We start from the raw sequence: 20,794 nt of genomic DNA on the forward strand, positions 1-20,794 counted from the left end.
CATAATGGCGCTGGGCTGCGACAGTCGGTGAGTACACAGCAAACCCCGTGGCGAGCACCGGGACTAAACCACATCATCCACAATGATATGCCGTTCGTCCCTCGAACAGCGCTCGATCCGGGCCTGGACCCGATAAACCTCACGCAGCATCTGTTCGGTGATCACGTCGTCGCTTGGGCCGCTGCCTTGCAGGGTGCCCTGAGCAACGACCAGCACTTGATCAGCAAAGCGCAAAGCCTGGTTCAGGTCGTGGATGGCGATGAATACGATGATTCCATGCTGACGGGCGAGGGCGCGCATGAAGTTCAGGACCTGAACCTGACGGTGCATGTCCAGGGCGCTGGTGGGTTCATCCATCAGCAGCACTTCGGGCTCGCGCACCAGTGTTTGCGCGATGGACACTAGTTGCTGCTGCCCGCCACTCAATTCACCTAGGTTGCGAAACGACAGATCGCTGATGCCCAGGGATTCGAGGATGCGGTCCACCACCTCCAGTTCGTTCGCTTGCACTGCCCAGCCGGGAGCTTGTTGCTTGCGCGCCAGCAGCACCGATTCGTAGACCGTCAGCCGCGCGCTGGCGTTAAGGTTCTGCGGCATGTAGCAAATACCGCCCGGGCCCTTGCGCGAGCCTTCCAGCCGTACGTGGCCGGGGCCGTCGATCAGCCCGGCGATGCGTTTGAATAGCGTGGATTTACCGGCCGCGTTGGGGCCAATCACCGCGATCACCTCACCCCCGGAGAACACCGGGGTATTGATTCCGTCGAGGACCGATCGGCCACCATAACGGGCGCCGAGGTTTTTCAGTTCAATCGTTACCATGACTGCTTTTTCCCGCCCAGAATGAGTGAGATGAAAAACGGCACGCCGATCAGCGACGTGACCACCCCGATGGGGAAGATCGCCCCCGGTATCAGGGTTTTGCTCACCACTGAACTGGCCGACAAGATCAGGGCGCCGGTCAGCAGCGACGCGGGCAGGAAAAAGCGCTGGTCCTCGCCGATCAGCATTCGCGCGATGTGCGGCCCCACCAGGCCAATGAAGCCGATGGTGCCGACAAACGCCACGGGAAAGGACGCCAGCAGGCTGACCATGACCAGGGTCTGCAAACGCAACTTGCGCACATTGATGCCGAAGCTCGCGGCTTTTTCATCCCCCAACCGCAAGGCGGTCATGGCCCAGGCGCGGCGGGCAAAAATCGGCAAGGTGACGAGGATGACCAGGCATATCACTCCCAGTTTCGGCCAAGTGGCCTTGGTCAGGCTGCCCATGGTCCAGAATACGACCGCGGCCACGGCTTGCTCGGTGGCGAAGAATTGTACCAATGCCAGCAGTGCATTGAAGGTGAACACCAGGGCGATGCCCAGCAGCACGATGGTTTCGCTGGTCATGCCGCGGCGCAGGCTCAATACATGGATCAGCAATGCCGAAAGCATCGCCATCACAAAGGCATTGAGCGGCACCATGTACTGAGCGATCACCGGTATCAGGGCTACGCCGAACGCCAGCCCCAAGGCCGCGCCGAAACTGGCTGCCGCCGAGATGCCCAAGGTGAAGGGGCTCGCCAGCGGGTTGTTGAGGATGGTCTGCATCTGGGCACCCGCCAGGGATAGCGCGGCACCCACCGCCACCGCCATCAGTGCCACCGGCAGGCGAATGTCCCACATCACGACCCGCACCTGGGGCGCAGCACTTTCGGGTGAAAACAGTGCACCCAATACTTCATTCAGGCCATAACTGGCCGGGCCGAGAGCAAGGTCCAACAGCACGCTGAACAGCAGTAACACGCCCAGCCCGATCAGGATCAACCGTTTACGCCAGACCTGCTCGCGGTAAATCGTGCCAAGGGCAACGTTATCGATACGACCGTTCATGGCTGGGCCTGCGTTGGCTTGAGGCTGACGAAGTAACCCGGTTCGTAGGGCACCGGCAGAAAACGTTCATGGAATTCACGAAACGTGGCGTCGGGGTCCAGGTCGGCAAACAGATCCGGGTGGAACCACTTGGCCAGTTGCTGGATGGCAATGAATTGGTAAGGGCTGTTGTAGAACTGATGCCAGATGGCATGAAAACCCTGGGTTTGCTGGGCCTTGATCCCAGCGTATGCGGGGCGTTGAGTGAACCATTGCAATTTGCGGCGGGCCTCGACCAGATCGGCACCGGGCCCGACGCCGACCCAGCGACCACCGGGGGCAAAGGCTTCCCAGTTGGCGCTGGTGACCACCACCTGCTCCGGGTCGGCAACGATCACCTGTTCGGGGTTCAATTGACCGAAGGTGTTGGGGATGATGGTGCTGGCGATGTTGCTACCACCGGCCAGCTCGACAAAACGGCCGAAGTTTTCATTGCCGAAACTCAGGCAGCAGTCGTCGGTGTAGCCCCCAATGCGCTCGATGAAGACCTTGGGTCTGGGCGGTTGGCGGGTCTCGATCACCTCGGTGACGCGACGAATTTGCTGCTTGCCAAAGGCGATGAACGCCTCGGCACGGGCCTCCTCGCCGAACAACTGGCCAAACAGGCGCATGGTCGGTTCGGTGTTCTGCATCGGGTTATTGCGAAAGTCCACGTAAACCACCGGGATGCCGAGCGCGTCGAGTTTCTCGATGTAGCGGGCGTCTTCAGTGGCGTGTTGGGCTTCGATGTTGAGGATAATCACGTCGGGATGCTGGCTGATCGCTTGCTCGATGTCGAAGGTGCCGTCTTCGAAGCCGCCAAACGTCGGGACTTTGGCAATCTCCGGAAATTGCCGCAGATAAGCGCCATAAGTATCCGGGTCCGACTGGATCAGGTCTTTGCGCCAGCCGACGATGCGGCGAATCGGGTTACGAGTGTCCAGGGCGGCCACCAGATAAAGCTGACGGCCCTCACCTAGAATCACTCGGCGCACCGGAAGGCGCACCTGGACCTGGCGGCCCAGCAGGTCGGTGACGGTGGTTTTCTGCTCAGTGTCCGGTGCAGTGTTTGAAGAAGCGAAACCGCTTGGCAACAGTGCACCGAAGCCAAGTAGCAACGCGGTGAGATAAAGACATGATCGACGTTGAAATGCCATCGTTGGAGCCTTGATAAGGCCGGGGCCGACTGCGGTGCACGCGCAGGCAGCCCCGGGGAACTCAGAAGTCGACCGTGGCCGAGAGCAGCAGGGTGCGCGGTGCCCCCTGGGAAAACGCGCCATAGGAGGCGACGCCGGACCAGTACTCGCGGTCGAAGACGTTCTGCACGGTGGCGCGAAAGGTCGTCGGTCGGCCGTCAAGCACAGTGCTGTAGCGTGCGCCCGCATCGAAACGCGTCCATGGATCGAGTTCTCGAGTGTTGGCCTGGTCGATGTACTGACTGCCGGTGTAGATCGCGCCGCCGGTGAGCGTCACACCCTGGACCCACGGGGTGTCCCATTCTGCCCATAGGTTGGCCTGGACTTCAGGCACGCCCACCGGTTTGTTGCCGCGATTGGCTGCGGTGCCGCTTTTGGTCAGTTCGCCGTCCAGCAAGGTGATGCCACCCAGCAGTCGGGTGCCCTCGCGCAGTTCACCGAACATGTTCAGCTCGATGCCACGGTTGCGCTGCTCGCTTTGGACTGAAAACACTCCATTGGCCGTCTCGCCGCTGGGCTTCTTGACCTGGAACAGCGCCAGGGTCGAGGTGAAGGTGCCGTAGTCGACCTTGACCCCTACCTCTTGCTGGCGGGAGATGTAAGGCTTGAAGATCTCGCCGGAGTTGCTCGCGGTAGCGGGTGCGGTGTCACCCTTGGTCAGGCCTTCGATGTAGTTGTAGTAGAACGACACATGTTCCCAGGGTTTGAACACTGCGCCGAACAGCGGGGTGGTTGCGCTATCGTCATACGCGCTGGTGACGGCTCCTGCGGTGCTGTAGTTGTTCGATTCGATATTTTGTTTGCGCAGGCCAAGGGTCACCTGAACACGTTCGTCGAGGATCGAAAGTGTATCGGCCAGGGCCACGCCGGACAGTTCGGTGTCGGAGACTTTCAGCACATCAGGCGAGGCGATGGAGGGTTTGTCGCTCTCCACCGGATGGTAGATATTGGAAAATATCGAAGCGCCGGAGTTAATACCCCGGCGTAGTTCATCACGATAGCGGCTGACTTGCAGCGTGGTGCTGTGGCTGACCGGACCGGTCTCGAAACGGGCCCGGGCACCGGCGTCCACGGTGTAGCGCTCCACTTCGAATTTGTAATAGCCAGGCGTCGAACGGGTATCCCCGGCGCTGTTCTGGATAGTCGGCGTCTGGTCCGACAGCCGTGCCACGTCGGACTTTCCACCGCCTGCGTGGGCAAACACCGTCAGGCTGTCGCTCAGGTCGTACTCGCCACTGAGCAGCGCCGATTTATCCCGGGTCTGCGACCAGGCCCATTCCTGGGTGACGTTACTGCGCCCGTTGGCCGCCGAAGGCACTTCGACGCCGAAATCGATTTGGAACGGTCGGGAAGGGGCGTCCCATTTTTCCTTCTGGCTGATCAGGTCCAGGCTGGTCCTGAATCGGTCGCCCTGGTAGTCCAGGGAAATCGAGCCGATGCCCACATCCCGCGACTGCTTGTCGATCGCCGTGTCGCCGCCCTGGAGGCTGCCGTTGACCCGTACGCCGAAGCGCCTTTCTTCACCGAAGCGGCGACTGATGTCGACGTGCCCGCCGACTTGGGAGTCCATGGCGTAGTTGGCGGTCAGGCGGGTCAGGTCTTCATCCAGCGAGCGTTTGGGCACAATGTTGATTACACCGCCCACACCACTGTTGGGCGACATGCCGTAGAGCAGGGCGGCAGGGCCCTTGATCACTTCGACGCGTTCGGCGTACTCGGTGAACACCCGGTAGTTGGGCGCCACGCCGTACACGCCGTCAAACGCCAACTCACCGAGGTTACCTTCGCCAATCGGGAAGCCGCGAATGAAGAACGAGTCGACAATCCCGCCCGTCTGCCCGGTGGAGCGCACCGAGGAATCACGTTCCAGTACATCGGCGACGGTCACCGCCTGCTGGTCCTTCATCAGGGTCGAGGTGTAGTTGCTGACACTGAACGGCGTGTCCATCAGATCCTTGTTGCCCAGCAGGCCAACACGACCGCCACGGGCCACCTGGCCGCCGCTATAGGCTGGTGGTAAATCGCCAGGGCGGGCTTGGGCGGCCTTGATGGTGGTTTGTTCCAGGGTCAGTTCACCGTCGGCGCCGTGTTTTTGCAGGGTGTAGCTGCCATCGTCGCGAGCCACCAGGCCCAGTCCGCTGCCGGCCAGCAACCGGGTGAACGCTTCGTGCGCAGTGTATTGACCGGACAGGCCAGGGCTGTTCAGCCCCTGGGTTAGAGAGGGTTCGAACGACAACGCGATGCCGGCCTGTACGGCAAACGCCGAGAGGGTTGGCCCCAAGGGGCCGGGCTGGATGTTGTAGGACTGGCTGGCGACGCTGTCCAGCGGCGCGCCCGGTGCGGCCCAACTGCCTGGGCTTAAGGTCGAAAGTGCGACGCTGAGCATTGCACTGCGAATCGCCAGATTCAGCTTGCGATCCGAGCGCAGGAGGCGGGCAACGGGCATGGCGTGATGATCCTGTTCAGAGGGTTTGTTCTCTAGCCAGCCAGGATCGAAAAAAGTATCACCCTCGCACGATTATTTTTTTGGGCTTACGCGGGCGCCAACATGACCCAGTAATCACCCAAGCGGGAAGTGACGCTGATGGGGTAGGTCTGTGCCAGCATGTTCAGGGTTCGTCGGGTGTCGTTGATGGGAAAGGCGCCGGAAATCCGCAGGTTGGCGATGGCCGGATCGCAACGCAGGACGCCATTGCGATAGCGAGCCAGTTCACTGACGAAATCGGCCAGGCGCATGTTATCGGCCATCATCATGCCCTGGGTCCAGGCCAGTACCGAGTTGTCGACAGGTGTCAGCCCGTCAATGGCCGAAGCCGTAAAGCCGCTACTCTGGCCAGCCTCGACCACTTTTTCACCGAAGCCCTTCAGTTGAATACGCACCGCGCCCTCCAGCACGGCGAGGCGGGTGTGTCCGGCTTCTTCGCGAACGCTGAAGCGAGTTCCAAGCGCCTGCATCAGGCCTTCGCCGGTTTGCACCATGAACGGTCGGGCGACAGGGGACGGATCTGGTGCGGTCTGGACCAGTATTTCGCCGCGACGCAACAGCAGCAGGCGCTGGCGCTGATCGAAATACACATCGATGGCGGTGTCGGTGTTCAACGTGACGTGGCTGCCGTCGGTCAGTGTCAGGTCGCGGCGCTCGCCTACGGGCGCGCGGTAGTCGGCGGTCCATTGCTGCCAGTCGTTGAGCTTCCAACTGCCCCAGGCTAGCGGTGTCAGCGCAAGCAGAACCGCCAGTTTGCCCATGGCGGCGCGGCGGTCGGGGTTACTGGGGCGGTCCAGCGACGGCATTGCCAGGGCGGGTGGCAAGCCTTGCAATTTACTCAGCAACAACTCGGCCCGCGCCCAGGCTTGGCGGTGCGCCGGGCTGCTGACGCGCCAGCGCTCCCATTGCTGGTGTTCGGCGTCATTGACGCTACCTTCGCTCAGGCGCATCAGCCAGTCGGCCGCTTCGTTGAGGATGTCAGGGTCGAGGGTGTGACTATCACGAGAGGGCATTCAGTCCACCAGCATCAGGCAGTGCAGGAAGGCCTGCTTCATGTACCGCTTGACCGTAATCAGCGAGACCCCGAGTTGCTTGGCGATGTCGTCGTATTTCAAACCGTTGATTTGCGACAGCAGAAAGGCCCGTTTGACCAGTGTGGGCAGAGTGTCGAGCATCGCGTCGATTTCGTGCAGGGTCTCGAGCACTAGCAAGCGCCGTTCCGGCGAGGGCACCTCAGGTTCCGGTAGCAACGCCAGCGCCTGGAGATAGGCGCGTTCCAGCGCTTTGCGCTGAAACCAGTTGACCAGGATGCCGCCGGCCACACAGCTGAGGTATGCCCGCGGCTCTTCGATAACCGCAACCTTCGAGGCGAGAATGCGCATGAAGGTGTCATGAGCGAGGTCAGCGGCGTCCAGCGCGTTGCCCAGTTTTCGATAGAGCCGGGCGTACAACCAGCCATGGTGTCCGCTATAGAGGTCTGCGACGGTGCGCAGATGACAATCATTGGTCGCTGACCCTGGAACGCTCATGGCTGTTTGTATTTTTTTGAGAGTGAGAAGTATTCCCAATAGTAGTGGAGGCGCTCGTCAGCACGCAAGGTCGATCTTGGGCGCAATGATCAATTGTGATGAGCGAAAGCGTCCTCGCAACGTTATTCGCTTACCCGATCCGGCATTGCAACCGGTCTGTAACGCAGCATGATCAATGGCACCAGCACCGCACCATAGGCGACGCTGACGTAAAGGTACGTGTATTGAAGGCCGTAAACCTGGCTGAGCAGGGCCCCCAGGGAAATGCCGACGATGGACGCCGCTTGCGAAACGCCTTGTGCCAGCCCCAACATCTGGCCCTGATGTGTGTTGTCGGTGCTTTTGGAAATCAGCGCGGTCAGCACCGGGGTGGTTGCACCCAAGAGCAAGCCCCAGACGAAATAGACCAGGGCGAAGACCAGCGGCTGGCGCGTCAGGCCGGCCAAGGCGGTCAGGGCAATGCAACCGATCACGATGCCGGTGATGGCGTGCAGCGTTTGCGTCGGGTTGCGCTGTTCGAAATAGCGTGACCAGAACGTGGCGCAAACGATGAATCCCAGGGCCAGCAGGCCGTAGCAAAGCCCAACCATGGCGTTGCTGACCTCGAAGGTTGAGCTCACATACAGTGAAAACGAAGTCTGCGGCAGCATTCGCGCCAACAGCAAAAGCCCCATGATGCACAGTAACGATAAAATCGCCGGGTTATGCAGCCCGGGGCGCAATGGTTCGGACGGGAGGCTGGCTGCCGTCTTCCTGAGGGGCGCCACGTCGGGCAGCGTCAGGGCCGCCACCACGGTACACAAGGCGCACAAGCCTGAGGCCACGATGTTGATCCAGAAAAACGTTGCATGATCCAGGATCAGCCCGCCCACCACTGCCCCCAGCAACGAGCCGACGTTGGTGGAAATCTGCAGGATGGCAAACAGCCTGGCCCGCCGCGACGGGACCTCGATGCTCACGCCATAGGCCTGAGCGGGAGCGATATAGCCGGCGAATGCGCCTTGCAGGAAACGCAGGACCAGGATCACCCAGATATCGCTGCACAGCGCCAGCCCGAGCTGGGTCAGTGACAACCCGGCCAGCGCCCGTATCATCATCAGTTTGTGGCCGTAGCGATCACCGATACGGCCCCAGAAAGCACTGGTCAGGATGATGCCCAGCATCGGTCCGACATACACCGCCGTGCTGGCGAAGCTGAACACGGCGTCGTTGTCGGTCAACTGGCGTAGATGAACGGGCCAGAACGGCCCGCTCATTTCCATCGCGCCCATGGAAACCAGCTGGATCGCAAACAACAGGTAGATCAACAAGCGGACGCTTGAACCCTGGGGGGCACCGGCACGGGGCATGGACAGACTCGCAGAGGCGGTTAAGGCTGTGTCTTATGCGACAGTGCTTGGGCTTGAGCAAGAGAAAATTCACTTCCATCACATTGACGTCAGGGATCAATGCGTCTTCATTCGCGCTGAACCATCGACCTCGCAAACGCAGAGGGGAGCCTGACCGCCAGCGGATTTTTTTTTGAAATCAAGGGGTTGTCAGCCTAGGCAAATGAGTACATAATTGCGCCCATCGAACGCACTGGGACGTAAAAAATCTCAATGTTTTCAAGGGGATAGCGCTTCATAAGTGTCTTGTTTCCCTGTCAGGTTTGTACGCGGTTGATGTGGCGACATTGCATCAAACGTCTTGAGGCCGAATAGCAAAATGGTTATGCAGTGGATTGCAAATCCACCTACGCCGGTTCGATTCCGACTTCGGCCTCCACTTTAAAACAGCTCCGTAGATCTATGATTTACGGAGCTTTTTTATTTGCGAAGCAATGAAAGCTTTTGTCTTGAAAAGGACACCAGCGACCTTGCTTCGCTGGGGAGGGATGTATATATTCCCCCTCTTGCTGCACAGCCTCGATACCGACAGATCCGATATTTGCCGGGGCCATGAGGCTTGACCGCGCTACCGCCCGAATGGCGAAACTGGTAGACGCATGGGACTTAAAATCCCCCGCTCGTAAGGGCGTGCCGGTTCGATTCCGGCTTCGGGCACCATCTAAAATCAGGGGTTTGCGAGCGAAAGCTTATGCAAATCCTTGTTCGTTTCTGGTCCGCAATTATAACGATGGTCCGCAATTCACTTCGTTGGCATGACCTTCTTGCCCTTTCGATTTCGGATGTATTGCTCGGTCATCACCACGGTGGTATGCCCAAGTTGATCCTTGGCTTGCATGATGTCGCCGCTAGATTCCGCCTTGTCGGTGCCCGCTTTTGCTCTCAAATCTCGCATAAAGCTTTCTCGCGATTTGCGCGGACCGGCGCAGATTTTCGCCAGGTTAAACTGGCGAACGTGCAGCGGCTGGATCGTTTCCAGTGGTGCCGGAGGTCGTCGAAGAACGCCATCAGGTTTTCAACTCGCGACATTGTCTTTCTGGGTGGTTTCCGCTTTGGTGGGCACCACATCCACCATGTACTTCTCTGCCACATAGCGGAATGTAATGACCTTGGCAACCAGGTCAACGGCCGTGCGGTCTCGCTCAAGCTTTGCGTATTCCATGATCGCTAGACCGTAATCGCTTCCAAGGGCGATCTCTTTTCGGTCTTTGCCGCCCGTGTCTAATAGTAAATCCGACCGCTGGCCTTCTTGCGCTCGCGCAGACGGGCTATCGAACCTGGTTTGCTTGGTCTTCTTCCCATTTCAACTGGCCTTTCTTGGCGTCCAGACTGGTTTTTCAGTTTCAAGTGCACCAACTGCGGTAACGGCCAGAGTCTTCACTGCTGGCCAGCCATTACGTTTGATGGAGTGTCTGATTCCGTTTTTCTTCAGGTTCAGGATCTGTCCTGTCTTGGTTCGCGCGCCGGTCAGCTCGCAAACGTCTTCGTGCGATAACAATTGAATGTTCATGAGCTATCCAAGCCGCGCGTGGCGGGAGAAGGTGGTGAATCAGTTAGTCGGCGTCGCAGCGAAGTCCTGGCCGAGTTTCCATGCGATGTAGCAGCGAGTGAGTGACGTGGGCACGTCACCCGAAAATCCCACATGTCCGAAGCCATTGGCCTCGAGCTGCGCGCCGTGCGCAAATAGGGTCAAAATTCCGGCCTCTGCCATCTCATTAATGAGGATGGCTGCGTCACCCAGGTTCGAGTCAAGCCGGAAGGGAATACCTGTCCTTGCCGCTATAGCGGCTGATTTTTAAAAAATGTTCCCTGTCTATTTCTGAGTTGAGGTTTTGTTTCTTGATATTGACAAGTTTTCTCTCGTGGACTTTAATTTTTTGTTGCTGGAGGAGTGCTCGTATATCAGGAGGAGATTATGTATGCAGTTACAGTATTCGGATGAAATGCTGCAGGTGATTACCGGGGTTGAAGTTCCTGGTGGATCTTTTTCTCAGAAGTTTAATGATGTAATACTGTTCACAATGGTTACGGAAGATGCGCACCTTGTTCAGTTTAAAGCCAGGACGTTAAAGTGGTTGAGTGGTCCGTCTCAAGGTAAATATGATGATAGTATTGGGGGGTATTCTTATGCTCCTGACGAGTTGAACTGGAGTTTGGATGTAGTTGAGGGGCAAACGAAGGATCCCTATTATGATACTGGTGGATATTGTAATAGGGTGAATGGGCGTACGGTTATTGTTGATCAACCTGGTGTCGATTGGGTCACAAACTTTGACCCTTCAGATGGCATGGCTCACCCAGCAAAAGATAAGTTTCGTGGTGTAAGTATTATTATAATAAATAATCGGGCCTCTCATATGGTTGAATGGTCTCGCACTGGTATTAATGGGGCTAATTATTACAAGGTTAGGGTGAGTCGTATAAAATATTTTCCGATTATATGGAAGGTTAAGTTGATTGAGGAGGGGTTTGCTGTGCCGGATGTTCCTTAGAGTGCTTAATGCGGGATATGTTATTTCCACACTCAATAATTTCGCGCCAAAATACACTTGCCCAATGGGACGCAGCCTTGGTCAATCTGAACTGGGCTGACTTCTCCGAAGCCTTTGGTCCGGAAGTGGAAGCCATTGCGCGAAAGGCTGGACAGTCCGGTCATGAGCCCGCTGAGGTAGATGCGCTTCATGCCGCGACCTGCTGCTATTGCTGCCGCAGTGCCTGTTGAACTGCTTCGACAACCCGGCGCAGATACGTGAATTTGTGGTTCTCTTCGACAGGCTTCCCGTCGAGCGGGTAATGCCATTCCTCGCCGAACAGCTCAGTGAGCAACCTGCTTTGATGCCAGCATTCGTTTGAGTTCTCGATGCTGCGTAACTGATTCACCTTCGCCGACATTGCGTTCAAGCGTTCTACAAATTCCATTTTCTAGCTCCGTTGCACGTTCACCCGATCGGGCCCGTAGAGGCGTAACGCTACTACTTGTTAGGTCTGCTCGAATACTGGCCTTTCGTCCATGCTGGATGGCCTGGCCAGGTCGGTGTGCTAGCATCGCGATTTTTGCAGTGAGGGATCACATGACGACGTTCAATCATCAGGACGGCCAGCACATTGAGATAGACCACGCGAGCCTCTACTATGAACAGCAAGGGAACAAGGAAGGCCCTGTCTTGGTATTCCTCCACGGAGGTTTTGGTGACATCGAGACTTTTAATTCCATCACGCCCCGTTTGGGCCGGAACTACAGGTTGATCGGCATCGACAGCCGGGGCCAAGGAAAATCCACACTTGGTCCATCACGACTGACCTATAAGCGCATCCAGCAGGATGTGGAAGCAGTGGTCAGGCACCTGGGGCTTGAGCATTTCAGCATCATCGGCCATAGCGATGGTGGCATAGCTGCACTGCGGATTGCCGCCGCCAACACTCTCCCTATAGACAAGCTGGTAACGATTGGCGCGCACTGGGCATTGAAGGCAGACGACCCAACGCGCGGCATGTATACAGAGGTAACAGCCGAGAGCTGGCGCGAGATGTTCCCGCACAGCTACGATAGTTATCAGGTCATGAATCCCGCACCAGATTTTGAGCGATTGGCAGTGGCGCTGCGGGCTCTCTGGCTCGATTCAGGCGCGGATGGCTACCCGAACGAAGCTGTGCGCAACATCACCGCCGATTTGCTGGTGGTCAGGGGCGACGAAGACATGCTTGTCTCGCGCACGAATGCAGTTGAACTCACTGATCGGGTGCCAAACGCTAGGTTCTTGAATATTCCATTCGCGAATCACTCGCCCCAAGAAGATCGACCGGAATGGCTGACACCTGTTCTAGAGGCATTTCTGACGGATTGATCGGTACATTCATCTTTTAGCGGTAAGCGTCCGCCAAACCAAAAGAGGGAACGACCTGCGGATTGTGATATCGGTTGTAGCGGTGGCGATGCTGGCTGGGTGCTCGTCGCCATCCGACCTGATGTCCTCGGCTCCAGCAGTCACGGTTACATCCACAAAGACTCCGAAAGCATTCGCACTTTGTGTATTCCCTGAGTGGCAGGAGCACAACTCGAATGCCAGCATGGCAGAAACCTCGGCCGGCTACAGGCTTGTTAACGGTTTTGCACAGCAAACTGACGATGTGTTGGATATAAGCCAGACCAAGTCGGGCAGTGTCGCAAAGCTTTACCAGCGTGTTGCATGGTCTCAGCTGAGGCGTGGGGGATTACGAGACTCACTTCAAGAATGCCGATAAACACAGGGCCGCCGCAGTTTCTTTTGCCATGGGCATGACCATGGTCAAGCTCTCGGGATCCCTCGCCAAGAAATTTGGGAGAGAGCACCCGAAGCAGACTCTGGGACGTCTCGTGAGGTGTTCAAGGCGTTGAATTGCACCATTGATGGGTTCGAGACGGAAATTAAACGCCTCGCCTCCTTGGGTATGCGTTTCGCGGTTTTCCGAAATCGCAGAAATGTTGGCGAGGCAGATTTTGACCTCGGCGGCACCCGTGAGATTCGAATCATCCCAGTCGTCGAGGGAAGTAAACGAGGCGGCGTCCTGCAGACCAATGCTCAGCCCCCAGGCTTCAGGCCTAAAGCAAAGCGCATCCCCCGACAACGCACCGTCCTACGCCTTCGGAAGCGCCAAGAACACCACGGCCAGCGGCAACCCCGTGCCGATCTGCATCGGCGACCGCCGGTGGGGAGGGATGATTGTTTCCGCATCCATCTACGCCGAAGACAAAACGTAACTCGACCGCAGCACGCAGACCGCCCAAGAGGCGGTTTTTTTTCGCTTGGAGGAAAGCATGGGCGCAGCACGCAAGATCGACATCCACGGCACCAAGGGCGGCAGCAGCATAGCAAACAGGGGCGCAAGCTGGGTGAGCTGGGTGAGCTGGGGCAGGCCGGCGAATTGCGGGAGCGAGAAGCCGCATTGGCGCAGGAGAAAGCACGGCAAGAGACCCAGCCGGACTACGCCGCAGCCAATCGTCTTCTGCGGGAGCGAACCGGCGGCGATCAGTGCGCTGCTGCTGAAACAGTCATCGATCAGGAGCTGTCCGGGTGCGCTGGCCAGGCGCCGGAAGTGCGCACGGTTTGGGTTGAGGTGCCCGTTCAGGTGCCGTGCAAGACCCAAGATGCTGCGGTGCCGGCCTTTGCCTTGGCGGGCTTAAAGAAGTCCGACTCGCTCGAGGTGAAAGTCCGGGCGTTGCTGGCGGATCGACGGCAGCGGATTGGCTACGAGAAGGAGCTTGTCGCCGCTGTCGCTGCATGCCGGTGATACTGATACGTCTCAATCCCTGTGGGTTCTGACATCAAAGGCTAGAGCCTAGGAATTGTTTCACTTGTCGGTGCAGGGCCACAGATTCCAAGTGCTCGGAATTTATCCCACTTCACCTGCTTCAGTTCAGCTCGAAGCCGTGCGCATTCCTTGATCTCGGCGGTGTCCATCTAGATCAGACCAGAAAATATCTGGTGGGCCTTTTAGCGTGATCAGCTCCAGCGCCTCGTTTTCCAGGACCAGGCAGGAATGCTTGTACATTTGAAAATGTTTAGCAGTTCGGGCGGTGGAAAATCAAGAAGGGATGCTAACTGAGCATTTCATTATATTAGATGGTAATAGATATTTCCCATCTAGTGAGCTCGACGGATAGATTTGTTGGAGGTGAAGGTTCCTCCTTTATTCCATTCGTCACAATGACTGAAGCTCCTGAGGATTTTCTCCATGGTGAGGCTACCCTCTAGGCGGGGCCTACAAATGGCCGAGCGGGGCTTGCCGGTGACACCGCCGTTGAATAGGGAGCTTAAAAAATGGGATTTTATAGTCTCAACTATCAAGACGAACTCATTAAAGTCGAAACAGGTGTTGATATTAATGGTGCTGCACAGGGGAATAGTCAAGCCGATCTGTCGGATGGAATTAAGATAACGATCTTCTCAGAGAACTCACATATGATCCAATTTAAGTCGAAACTAGCAAGATGGCTTGATGGCCCCGGGAAGGGGGGGTTCGATGGTGATATTCCACAGTTCTCAAATAGTTTAAATGCTTTAGAGTGGTATGTTGATGTGTTTGACAAAGACAAGCCTAATCCTTATTACGATGTAAGTGCTGGCTCTGAAGTAGTTGATGGGCATAAAGTGATTTTGGATCAGCCGGATGTCAGCTTTGTCGAAAACTTATACTGGGATAATGAAGCTGATAAGCCGGGAGGTAAATTCCCAATAAAAAATATATTTTGTGCGGCCAGTATAATCATTATAGATAATAGTGTTAGGCGAGTGGTGGCGTGGACCCGTACGGGAGGAGTGGGCGCCCCTTATTATAGAGTTAAGGTTGAAAAAATAAATAGTTTGTCTCAAGCATGGAGGAGTGTATTGCTGTCGCGAGGTTTTAATGTGCCTGCGGTTTCATGAATAAATTGCGTTCTGAAGAATTTGTATTATCTAGACGGCATTCAGCAGGTTCCTAGCTTCCCGGTGTCATCAGGACCGCAAGCGTCATCTTGATGAACTCCTCATTTTTATCAATCGTGTCCAGGGCACCCCGCACGTCGGCCGCGCCGCGCTGTTCGACCCAGTTGGAAAGCTCCATGATGGCTGCTTCCAAGGCCAGCTGGTTTTCGTTGATCTTGAAGAGCAGGGAAGGGAGAAAGTCAGAGTTCGGCATTCGCGATTCCTATGTTTACGAAATCAGCGTAGCAGCTCGAGGGAGGGTTATCAGTCGGCAGGACGCCGGAGATGACGACTTATGCGCAAATTCGTGGATATGCATTATTGGCATAATGTCAAAAGTGGAAATTGGTTGCGAGCGGGCGGACCTGCCATGATTTGAGCCAGATTTCCGGGCCGCAATTACTTCAAAGTATGCGGAAACAACGGGCTGCATGGCATCCTCTTACGGGTGATTGCGGACCAGAAAATTATTACAAGGCGCGGCCTGATTGATTTCCCCTTGGGACTTAAAATCCCCCGCTCGTAAGGGCGTGCCGGTTCGATTCCGGCTTCGGGCACCATACAAAACAAAGGGTTGCATGAGATATCTCATGCAACCCTTTTTGTTTGCTTCCCACGCTCTTTGAGCAACGGCTAAGCCTCACAACCGCCGCCGAAACGCCTCAAGAATCTCTCGCGTTCCTTTTTTTATCTGCAGGTGCGCAATGGCATCCAGCGGGTGCCAGAGGCAATCGCTGATTTCATTCTGTGGCCTGGCTGCACGGGAATCGGTGACCGATGCTTCGAACACGTGGTGTTCGGTATCACCGTCGTTGATCTTCATCAGGTACAGCAGGTTTTCGGTGCCCAGCCCGGTTTCTTCCGAAAGCTCTCTGATTGCGGCGCCAGCATGGGTTTCACCGCGTTCGACGGCACCGCCAGGCAGGGTCCAGCGGCTGTTGGGCTTGCGCACCAACAAAATGTGGCGGTCTTCTTCACAGATGACGGTCGCTCGAATTTTCATGGATTTGCTCAATCAGTGACTGTCATATAGATGAAATATTACTGCAATATTTGAGCCTTGGTCATCGCGGCGTCGAAATATCGACTTTCCGGGGCCCTATCAGTTCGACCACCTCCAGACGGGAAAGACCAAACACATTTGGCCCCCACGTCAAACTTATCTACCAGGCTATCGACCGATCATCGCCTCGAGTGAATCCGATTCGAAAAAACGCATCCATGTTGGGTGGATGGCCGACCCCGACTGTGGGGGAGAGAGGAAAAATGACCAGCGTCGACGACTTCAGAATCAAATCTCACGAGCTTCTGGTGGAGCTTGATGCAGCGACGTCAGAGATGATGAAGCTCATTTGTGCTCGTCAAATGGCGGGGGAGGCCTGGGAAGAGGCGGTCCGTCGTCAGCATGATGCCTATGAGCGGTGGGTCGCTTTTCTAAATGATCGATCCTAGGCACGGCAGCCGATGGCAGATTCTTTGAACGGACCCCATGGGGTTGTGCCTAATCCATAGACCGACAAGAGGATTAGGCCATGTCTGAATTAGCCAGTTATTTCTGGATTGGCGTTGCGGTGCTTTTGCTGCTTGTGGATTTATGGGCGATCGTCAGCGTGTTTCGAAGCGACAAGTCGGCTGGCACCAAGGCTGGCTGGGCTCTGTTGCTGATCATTTTCCCCGTGTTGGGCTTAATCATTTGGGGCGTGGCTGGCCCACGGGGCATCAAAGAAGGCCCGTCGTCGCCGGAACACAGCAAGGGCTAGCGCAAGGAAACGCGAGCTGGTGGCTCACTGGTTTTTCCAGTCGCCGCTCGCGCTCGATGTTAGCGGAACTTGGGCAATGGCCGCTCAGCGGGCTTGAGCGTGGTCAATGCACTCTGGATCGTCGGGGCGTCTTTCTCGATGTCGTTGAGCCGGTCGCGGATACGCAAAGCAGTAGGGTGGCCGCCTTGGTGGTCGACCCAGTCGGCGATTTCCTTGCAGGCGGCCGCCAACCGTTCCTGACGAGATTCAAGTAAGGTGAGCAGGGTGGTGATGGACTCTTTTTCGGACATGTCACACCTCCATTCAGGGTTGATAAAACAGCACAAGGCCCGCCATAGGCGGGTCTTGCTGCTGTTTAAGCGTAGTTGAGTTATTTCTGATCTGTCGAAGAATCCGGCGCCCGGCTAGACAGCCGGTGCGCCGGATAATGTGTTATTTGAGTCAGCCGGACTCCTTGATCCAGGACGGCGCGACGCTCGCTCGCCAGCGCACATCGGTAATGCCGTATTTCTCAGCAAGGGGTTTTGAAACCCGCTTGACCTTTTCTCGCCCGAATTTTGGTATGCGCCCGACCCCCGCGTCGCAACTGGCCCAGTGCCAAGCTTCGGAGTTATTCATCACTTCAGCGCGAATGATGAATGACTTCGGCTCGCCATGGAGCATGTAGTCGATGATGTAAAGCGATGGCCCGCCCATAAATCCTCCCTAATTAGTTCTATACGGATGGATGCAAAGGCATTCGGAAAATTCCATCGAATTTCCAGACGGTCAAAATAAGACCGGGCAGCCGTGAGGCCAGCTCAACAGCGGGCGTTATAAATGGGCAGTGCTCGCTGCCAGGAACCAAACCCGGTTAACCTTCTCCAAGGTGAGCTTCAACACCATGGGCCAGGGATCAAAGGCGAGCCAGTGCAGTATTACATAAAGGCAAAACATGAAAATCATCGCCAGGGTACTGACCATAGTACTCCTTGTTGTCGGTCTGTCGGGATGCATCAGCCCACCCATTGAACTGACCCCGCAGACCGAGCAAAACCTGCGCGCGCAACCCCCCATCCGTTTCCTGCTGACGTTCGATGACGGCCCCAGCGCATCGAGTTTTTGGAACCCGAGCCTGGACGTTCTGGACGCCCTCGTACATAACCCGGTCCAGCCCGGGATCAAGGCGGTTTTTTTTGTGCAGACCCGTGCGCCGCGCGCCGGTGGCAGTGATATCGGGCGCTCGGTGATGCGACGCGAGCAGCAGGAAGGGCACATCCTGGGCTTTCATACGGCGACTCATTGGCACACCAATCACCGGTTCCTGAAGCCTGATGAGCTGGAGCAGTCACTCGTTAATGGTGATGCCGATATCGCTGCCATCACCGGTGCAACGCCCACCCTGGTGAGGCCTCCGTTCTGGAGCTATGACCGGCGCACCTTCGCCGCCTACCAGCGTCATGGCTTGCACGTATTGCTGACCGATCTGAGCGCTAATGACGGCAAGATCTGGGGCATTACCGTCAGCCCGCGACGACGAATCAACCTGACACGCCAGCTCTCCGAAGTGCGCGAGCGCATCGCTGCTGGGCAGTTGCCTGCGGTTGATGGGGTGATTCCAGTAGTGGTCACGTTTCATGACCTCAATCGCTACACTGCCCGTCACACTCGCGAATACCTGCAGATCCTGCTCGACGCTGCCCGTGCTACAGGGCTGAAAACCGACGCCAAGCCATTCTATGATGACCGCCAGGCACTGGAGCGAGCGGCGATGGCCCGCACGGTCAAGGACACTCATCAGGCTGTGCACTTGCCTGGCTTGTGGGACTGGTTATGGGATTCGGATTCCCACTGAAGGCTTCATGGGTACAACATCAATGATGGGCGGCGACGCTCGGTCGGCACCCGTGCGTAATCTGAGAGTAAGGTAGGCGACGTAACCCTGGTTTCTCTTGGCGGAGGTGGCTATGAGTACTGCGATGCTGACAAAAATGCACATCAACGGTTATGACGTGCTCAGCGTTAACAGCGGCCCATGGAGGGTCTGCACCCAGGCGGACCGGTTGGGTTCCTTTGCTTCCCGGGAGGAAGCGCTGGCCTACGCTGCGGCGCTGCCGGCCAGAAAAAAACCTGGCGGCTCATCCGCAGGCGGCAAATAAAGCCGCCAACGCGTTGAAGTCGCGGGTGTGGTGAGGCGTTTGCGGCACGCACTCTTTCAGGTGCGTGCCAACTCTAGCGGAATCTCCAGCGTGAACAGTGCACCTTGCCCCGGTCCATCGCTGTGGACGTGGAGGCGACCATTCATTTCAACCGCTGCCAATGCACAGCTGTGCAGGCCAAATCCATGGCCATCCTTGCGGGTCGTGAACCCATGATTAAAGATGCGGGCCTGGTTCTCGGGCGCGATGCCTTCGCCTCGATCCTTGACGCTTAAGCACAACGTCGTTTGATCGAGGATCCGAATCCCCAGGATCATTTCCCGCGGATGCCCGGAGACGTGGGACATCGCGAATTTGGCGTTACTGATGAGGTTGATCAGGATCAACAGTAATCGGTGCTTGTCTCCCATGATTTTAGGCGTGTCCTGATAATCCTTGATGACGGTGACATGATGCCGACTCAGCGCGCCCGAGTTCATACGTAATGCGTCTTCGAACAGGTCAGTGACATTGAGCGCTTCGATCAGCCTGGCGGCCCCGGCATAGGTTTGTTGAGTCGTGACGATTTCCTTGATGTGATCGATGCTTTTGGTCAGTTGCGCCAACTCCTCGATAAGCATTGCTTGTTCGGCGGCGATGGATTCGACCAGCTCGGTGAAGTAACGGGGCAATAATTTGCCTTTTTCATCATGGGTGATGAACTGGCCCAGGTCCTCGGCATGTTCATTCATCATTTTTACCGCTTTCCCAAGCCCCAGTGTTTTGCTGGTTTTCAACTTGCGGGTCACGATGTCCGCTGAAATATTCACGCTGTTGAGAACGTTCCCGACGTTGTGCAATACGTTCGTGGCAATTTCGGCCATGCCTGCCATGCGGGCTGCGTCCACCAACTCACGTTCGGCCTCTATCAGCTCGCGGGTGCGCTCTTGCACTCGCTCTTCCAGCCGTTCATTGGACAATTGCAGTTCCTGGTTTATCTGATTGATGAGCGCATAGCTGCGAACCAACCGCACGGCCAGGTAGATCATCAAAAGCGCCATGAAGCTGGCGCACACGGCCAGGTAGATATGGTAATGACGGTCTGTCGCGGCTGTCCGGCGCTGTGTCTCGTTCAACAGCTCATTGATGTTGTCCAACTCCTGGGCTACCGGGATAACACTGATGCGGTCCAGAAGATCATTGACGATCGGCTGCTCCTGGATAACGGCGTTGACGTGCTGTGTCAGCGTGATGAAAGGGGGCTGATACGTTGCAGGCAACTGGTTGATGTATTGCTCCAGTTCACTTAACTGGCTCTGCACTTCCTTGGCTTTGTCTGAGGTGACATACAGTGCGTACTCCAGCGTTGTCAGTGTCAGTTCCAGAACATTGGAGGCCGCCGTCAGGCGCTCTGTAGGACTTTCGATGTTCATCTCTTTGAGCAGTGTTTGAATATCGTCTTCGATAATCGGCAGGGCATCCAGAGCGGTGCGCAGATTGGCGTTGTGTTGCTGGAATTGATCAACAAGCAGGGTCTTGTTCATGATGGCGTCCACATAGCCCTGGCGTCTGGAAGCCCAAAGGGCCGCGAGGGGGCCCGAGTTGTTGAGCTGCTCCAACTGCTCCCATCGACTGCCCGCTTCAGGGGGAGGAGCCAACGACAGGTTGTTATTGACGCCTATCTTTTTTCTCAGGATTTTGACGCTCCAGTTGGCATCGGCTTGTTTGAGTTGACGAATGAAGTCCCGGGATTCGAAGTAAGTCGATGTGTCGTACGTGTAGGACTTGACTAAAAAGAATATCAACGCTGAAAAAACAATAAACGCGACAGCCAATAAGGCAGGCCATTTATACTTTTGGATGAGGGAGGTCACGCTATTCTCCTGTCCGGAATATTAATCGAAGGAGGCGTTGGGTTCGCGGGTAGGGGGAAGCTGTCAGAACGAGAGTCAGCGGAATGAAAATGTATGGATTGTCGCGCCGGTTT

Annotated in this window: 24 protein-coding genes, 2 tRNA genes and 1 pseudogene; 11 read left to right on the plus strand and 16 right to left on the minus strand. The window is 56.5% G+C overall.

The genetic code is table 11. The features are described from left to right. Positions 1 to 63: 63 nt before the first annotated feature. The 7 genes from ACA047_RS13615 to ACA047_RS13645 all read right to left on the minus strand — a co-directional run bounded on the left by ACA047_RS13615 (position 64) and on the right by ACA047_RS13645 (position 8,448). Positions 64 to 819: an ABC transporter ATP-binding protein gene (locus ACA047_RS13615; RefSeq protein ID WP_497359766.1), complete on the minus strand. Its 756-nt coding sequence runs from the start codon at positions 817 to 819 to the stop codon at positions 64 to 66. After that, on the minus strand, positions 813 to 1,871 hold the full coding sequence (locus tag ACA047_RS13620; protein ID WP_497359768.1) for a FecCD family ABC transporter permease: 1,059 nt from the start codon (positions 1,869 to 1,871) through the stop codon (positions 813 to 815). Before ACA047_RS13620 ends, ACA047_RS13615 begins: the two co-directional genes overlap by 7 nt. After that, the gene (locus tag ACA047_RS13625; protein ID WP_497359770.1) at positions 1,868 to 3,046 is read right to left on the minus strand and encodes an ABC transporter substrate-binding protein; all 1,179 of its coding nucleotides are present in this window, start codon (positions 3,044 to 3,046) and stop codon (positions 1,868 to 1,870) included. Before ACA047_RS13625 ends, ACA047_RS13620 begins: the two co-directional genes overlap by 4 nt. A gap of 61 nt (positions 3,047 to 3,107) precedes the next feature. After that, positions 3,108 to 5,531, minus strand: a complete 2,424-nt coding sequence (locus ACA047_RS13630; protein ID WP_497359772.1) for a TonB-dependent siderophore receptor — start codon at positions 5,529 to 5,531, stop codon at positions 3,108 to 3,110. A gap of 86 nt (positions 5,532 to 5,617) precedes the next feature. Next, positions 5,618 to 6,583 (minus strand): FecR domain-containing protein, encoded by a 966-nt coding sequence (locus ACA047_RS13635; protein WP_497359774.1) that lies wholly within the window; start codon positions 6,581 to 6,583, stop codon positions 5,618 to 5,620. After that, positions 6,584 to 7,099 (minus strand): sigma-70 family RNA polymerase sigma factor, encoded by a 516-nt coding sequence (locus tag ACA047_RS13640; protein ID WP_497359776.1) that lies wholly within the window; start codon positions 7,097 to 7,099, stop codon positions 6,584 to 6,586. Between the two features lie 122 nt (positions 7,100 to 7,221). Further along, positions 7,222 to 8,448: an MFS transporter gene (locus ACA047_RS13645; protein ID WP_497359778.1), complete on the minus strand. Its 1,227-nt coding sequence runs from the start codon at positions 8,446 to 8,448 to the stop codon at positions 7,222 to 7,224. 344 nt (positions 8,449 to 8,792) lie between these two features. Here ACA047_RS13645 and ACA047_RS13650 point away from each other — a divergent pair. Both ACA047_RS13650 and ACA047_RS13655 read left to right on the plus strand, forming a co-directional pair. Next, positions 8,793 to 8,866 (plus strand) — tRNA-Cys (locus ACA047_RS13650). Positions 8,867 to 9,060: 194 nt separating this feature from the next. After that, positions 9,061 to 9,147: transfer RNA gene (locus ACA047_RS13655), tRNA-Leu, on the plus strand. Positions 9,148 to 9,229: 82 nt separating this feature from the next. Here the strand turns inward: ACA047_RS13655 and ACA047_RS13660 are convergent. The 3 genes from ACA047_RS13660 to ACA047_RS13670 all read right to left on the minus strand — a co-directional run bounded on the left by ACA047_RS13660 (position 9,230) and on the right by ACA047_RS13670 (position 9,997). Further along, positions 9,230 to 9,382: a hypothetical protein gene (locus tag ACA047_RS13660; RefSeq protein ID WP_497359780.1), complete on the minus strand. Its 153-nt coding sequence runs from the start codon at positions 9,380 to 9,382 to the stop codon at positions 9,230 to 9,232. 120 nt (positions 9,383 to 9,502) lie between these two features. Beyond that, positions 9,503 to 9,649 (minus strand): hypothetical protein, encoded by a 147-nt coding sequence (locus ACA047_RS13665; RefSeq protein WP_497359782.1) that lies wholly within the window; start codon positions 9,647 to 9,649, stop codon positions 9,503 to 9,505. A 141-nt stretch (positions 9,650 to 9,790) separates the two neighbouring features. Continuing rightward, positions 9,791 to 9,997, minus strand: a complete 207-nt coding sequence (locus ACA047_RS13670) for a DUF4224 domain-containing protein (RefSeq protein ID WP_497359784.1) — start codon at positions 9,995 to 9,997, stop codon at positions 9,791 to 9,793. A 409-nt stretch (positions 9,998 to 10,406) separates the two neighbouring features. Between ACA047_RS13670 and ACA047_RS13675 the strand changes: the two genes are divergently transcribed. Further along, the gene (locus ACA047_RS13675; RefSeq protein WP_497359786.1) at positions 10,407 to 10,979 is read left to right on the plus strand and encodes a hypothetical protein; all 573 of its coding nucleotides are present in this window, start codon (positions 10,407 to 10,409) and stop codon (positions 10,977 to 10,979) included. Positions 10,980 to 11,184: 205 nt separating this feature from the next. Here the strand turns inward: ACA047_RS13675 and ACA047_RS13680 are convergent, their stop codons facing one another. After that, entirely contained in the window at positions 11,185 to 11,406 is a 222-nt protein-coding gene (locus tag ACA047_RS13680; RefSeq protein ID WP_497359788.1) for a phiTE_072 family protein, read from the minus strand. 152 nt (positions 11,407 to 11,558) lie between these two features. Here ACA047_RS13680 and ACA047_RS13685 point away from each other — a divergent pair, with 152 nt between their 5' ends. The 4 genes and pseudogenes from ACA047_RS13685 (at position 11,559) to ACA047_RS13700 (ending at position 14,891) form a co-directional block, all read left to right on the plus strand. After that, entirely contained in the window at positions 11,559 to 12,332 is a 774-nt protein-coding gene (locus tag ACA047_RS13685) for an alpha/beta fold hydrolase (RefSeq protein ID WP_497359790.1), read from the plus strand. Between the two features lie 437 nt (positions 12,333 to 12,769). After that, a pseudogene (locus tag ACA047_RS13690) lies at positions 12,770 to 13,225 on the plus strand (tail assembly protein). A gap of 293 nt (positions 13,226 to 13,518) precedes the next feature. Then, positions 13,519 to 13,755 carry a hypothetical protein gene (locus tag ACA047_RS13695; RefSeq protein WP_497360344.1) on the plus strand — a complete coding sequence of 79 codons (237 nt, stop codon included), beginning with the start codon at positions 13,519 to 13,521 and terminating at the stop codon, positions 13,753 to 13,755. A gap of 530 nt (positions 13,756 to 14,285) precedes the next feature. Next, the gene (locus tag ACA047_RS13700) at positions 14,286 to 14,891 is read left to right on the plus strand and encodes a hypothetical protein (RefSeq protein ID WP_497359792.1); all 606 of its coding nucleotides are present in this window, start codon (positions 14,286 to 14,288) and stop codon (positions 14,889 to 14,891) included. 52 nt (positions 14,892 to 14,943) lie between these two features. On the opposite strand, the gene ACA047_RS13705 is transcribed toward ACA047_RS13700, so the two are convergent. Further along, a complete protein-coding gene (locus tag ACA047_RS13705; RefSeq protein ID WP_497359794.1) occupies positions 14,944 to 15,144 on the minus strand; it encodes a hypothetical protein in 201 nt (66 codons plus the stop codon). Positions 15,145 to 15,570: 426 nt separating this feature from the next. Further along, positions 15,571 to 15,933, minus strand: a complete 363-nt coding sequence (locus ACA047_RS13710; protein ID WP_497359796.1) for an NUDIX hydrolase — start codon at positions 15,931 to 15,933, stop codon at positions 15,571 to 15,573. Positions 15,934 to 16,196: 263 nt separating this feature from the next. Here ACA047_RS13710 and ACA047_RS13715 point away from each other — a divergent pair, with 263 nt between their 5' ends. After that, positions 16,197 to 16,382 carry a hypothetical protein gene (locus ACA047_RS13715; RefSeq protein ID WP_497359798.1) on the plus strand — a complete coding sequence of 62 codons (186 nt, stop codon included), beginning with the start codon at positions 16,197 to 16,199 and terminating at the stop codon, positions 16,380 to 16,382. 80 nt (positions 16,383 to 16,462) lie between these two features. Next, positions 16,463 to 16,690: a PLD nuclease N-terminal domain-containing protein gene (locus ACA047_RS13720; protein WP_497359800.1), complete on the plus strand. Its 228-nt coding sequence runs from the start codon at positions 16,463 to 16,465 to the stop codon at positions 16,688 to 16,690. 59 nt (positions 16,691 to 16,749) lie between these two features. Here ACA047_RS13720 and ACA047_RS13725 read toward each other — a convergent pair whose 3' ends face one another. Next, the gene (locus ACA047_RS13725; protein WP_497359802.1) at positions 16,750 to 16,980 is read right to left on the minus strand and encodes a hypothetical protein; all 231 of its coding nucleotides are present in this window, start codon (positions 16,978 to 16,980) and stop codon (positions 16,750 to 16,752) included. Between the two features lie 151 nt (positions 16,981 to 17,131). Continuing rightward, on the minus strand, positions 17,132 to 17,386 hold the full coding sequence (locus ACA047_RS13730; protein WP_245145449.1) for a DUF6555 family protein: 255 nt from the start codon (positions 17,384 to 17,386) through the stop codon (positions 17,132 to 17,134). A 238-nt stretch (positions 17,387 to 17,624) separates the two neighbouring features. Between ACA047_RS13730 and ACA047_RS13735 the strand changes: the two genes are divergently transcribed. Further along, entirely contained in the window at positions 17,625 to 18,524 is a 900-nt protein-coding gene (locus ACA047_RS13735; protein ID WP_497359804.1) for a polysaccharide deacetylase family protein, read from the plus strand. Between the two features lie 112 nt (positions 18,525 to 18,636). After that, on the plus strand, positions 18,637 to 18,828 hold the full coding sequence (locus ACA047_RS13740; RefSeq protein WP_497359806.1) for a DUF2188 domain-containing protein: 192 nt from the start codon (positions 18,637 to 18,639) through the stop codon (positions 18,826 to 18,828). A gap of 56 nt (positions 18,829 to 18,884) precedes the next feature. Here the strand turns inward: ACA047_RS13740 and ACA047_RS13745 are convergent, their stop codons facing one another. Then, the gene (locus ACA047_RS13745) at positions 18,885 to 20,681 is read right to left on the minus strand and encodes a DAHL domain-containing sensor histidine kinase (RefSeq protein ID WP_497359808.1); all 1,797 of its coding nucleotides are present in this window, start codon (positions 20,679 to 20,681) and stop codon (positions 18,885 to 18,887) included. Positions 20,682 to 20,794 lie beyond the last annotated feature (113 nt).

Source organism: Pseudomonas sp. LBUM1664 (genome assembly GCF_059695895.1).

What these genes read in the sequence shown, in the direction of transcription:
- ACA047_RS13640 (WP_497359776.1), bottom strand. Translation starts at nt 7,099, where the DNA reads ATGAGCGTTCCAGGGTCAGCGACCAATGATTGTCATCTGCGCACCGTC.
- ACA047_RS13710 (WP_497359796.1), bottom strand. Translation starts at nt 15,933, where the DNA reads ATGAAAATTCGAGCGACCGTCATCTGTGAAGAAGACCGCCACATTTTG.
- ACA047_RS13700 (WP_497359792.1), top strand. Translation starts at nt 14,286, where the DNA reads ATGGGATTTTATAGTCTCAACTATCAAGACGAACTCATTAAAGTCGAA.
- ACA047_RS13630 (WP_497359772.1), bottom strand. Translation starts at nt 5,531, where the DNA reads ATGCCCGTTGCCCGCCTCCTGCGCTCGGATCGCAAGCTGAATCTGGCG.
- ACA047_RS13620 (WP_497359768.1), bottom strand. Translation starts at nt 1,871, where the DNA reads ATGAACGGTCGTATCGATAACGTTGCCCTTGGCACGATTTACCGCGAG.
- ACA047_RS13660 (WP_497359780.1), bottom strand. Translation starts at nt 9,382, where the DNA reads ATGCGAGATTTGAGAGCAAAAGCGGGCACCGACAAGGCGGAATCTAGC.
- ACA047_RS13680 (WP_497359788.1), bottom strand. Translation starts at nt 11,406, where the DNA reads ATGGAATTTGTAGAACGCTTGAACGCAATGTCGGCGAAGGTGAATCAG.
- ACA047_RS13615 (WP_497359766.1), bottom strand. Translation starts at nt 819, where the DNA reads ATGGTAACGATTGAACTGAAAAACCTCGGCGCCCGTTATGGTGGCCGA.
- ACA047_RS13635 (WP_497359774.1), bottom strand. Translation starts at nt 6,583, where the DNA reads ATGCCCTCTCGTGATAGTCACACCCTCGACCCTGACATCCTCAACGAA.
- ACA047_RS13730 (WP_245145449.1), bottom strand. Translation starts at nt 17,386, where the DNA reads ATGGGCGGGCCATCGCTTTACATCATCGACTACATGCTCCATGGCGAG.
- ACA047_RS13740 (WP_497359806.1), top strand. Translation starts at nt 18,637, where the DNA reads ATGAGTACTGCGATGCTGACAAAAATGCACATCAACGGTTATGACGTG.
- ACA047_RS13735 (WP_497359804.1), top strand. Translation starts at nt 17,625, where the DNA reads ATGAAAATCATCGCCAGGGTACTGACCATAGTACTCCTTGTTGTCGGT.
- ACA047_RS13670 (WP_497359784.1), bottom strand. Translation starts at nt 9,997, where the DNA reads ATGAACATTCAATTGTTATCGCACGAAGACGTTTGCGAGCTGACCGGC.
- ACA047_RS13625 (WP_497359770.1), bottom strand. Translation starts at nt 3,046, where the DNA reads ATGGCATTTCAACGTCGATCATGTCTTTATCTCACCGCGTTGCTACTT.
- ACA047_RS13645 (WP_497359778.1), bottom strand. Translation starts at nt 8,448, where the DNA reads ATGCCCCGTGCCGGTGCCCCCCAGGGTTCAAGCGTCCGCTTGTTGATC.
- ACA047_RS13720 (WP_497359800.1), top strand. Translation starts at nt 16,463, where the DNA reads ATGTCTGAATTAGCCAGTTATTTCTGGATTGGCGTTGCGGTGCTTTTG.
- ACA047_RS13705 (WP_497359794.1), bottom strand. Translation starts at nt 15,144, where the DNA reads ATGCCGAACTCTGACTTTCTCCCTTCCCTGCTCTTCAAGATCAACGAA.
- ACA047_RS13725 (WP_497359802.1), bottom strand. Translation starts at nt 16,980, where the DNA reads ATGTCCGAAAAAGAGTCCATCACCACCCTGCTCACCTTACTTGAATCT.
- ACA047_RS13715 (WP_497359798.1), top strand. Translation starts at nt 16,197, where the DNA reads ATGACCAGCGTCGACGACTTCAGAATCAAATCTCACGAGCTTCTGGTG.
- ACA047_RS13685 (WP_497359790.1), top strand. Translation starts at nt 11,559, where the DNA reads ATGACGACGTTCAATCATCAGGACGGCCAGCACATTGAGATAGACCAC.
- ACA047_RS13665 (WP_497359782.1), bottom strand. Translation starts at nt 9,649, where the DNA reads ATGGAATACGCAAAGCTTGAGCGAGACCGCACGGCCGTTGACCTGGTT.
- ACA047_RS13675 (WP_497359786.1), top strand. Translation starts at nt 10,407, where the DNA reads ATGCAGTTACAGTATTCGGATGAAATGCTGCAGGTGATTACCGGGGTT.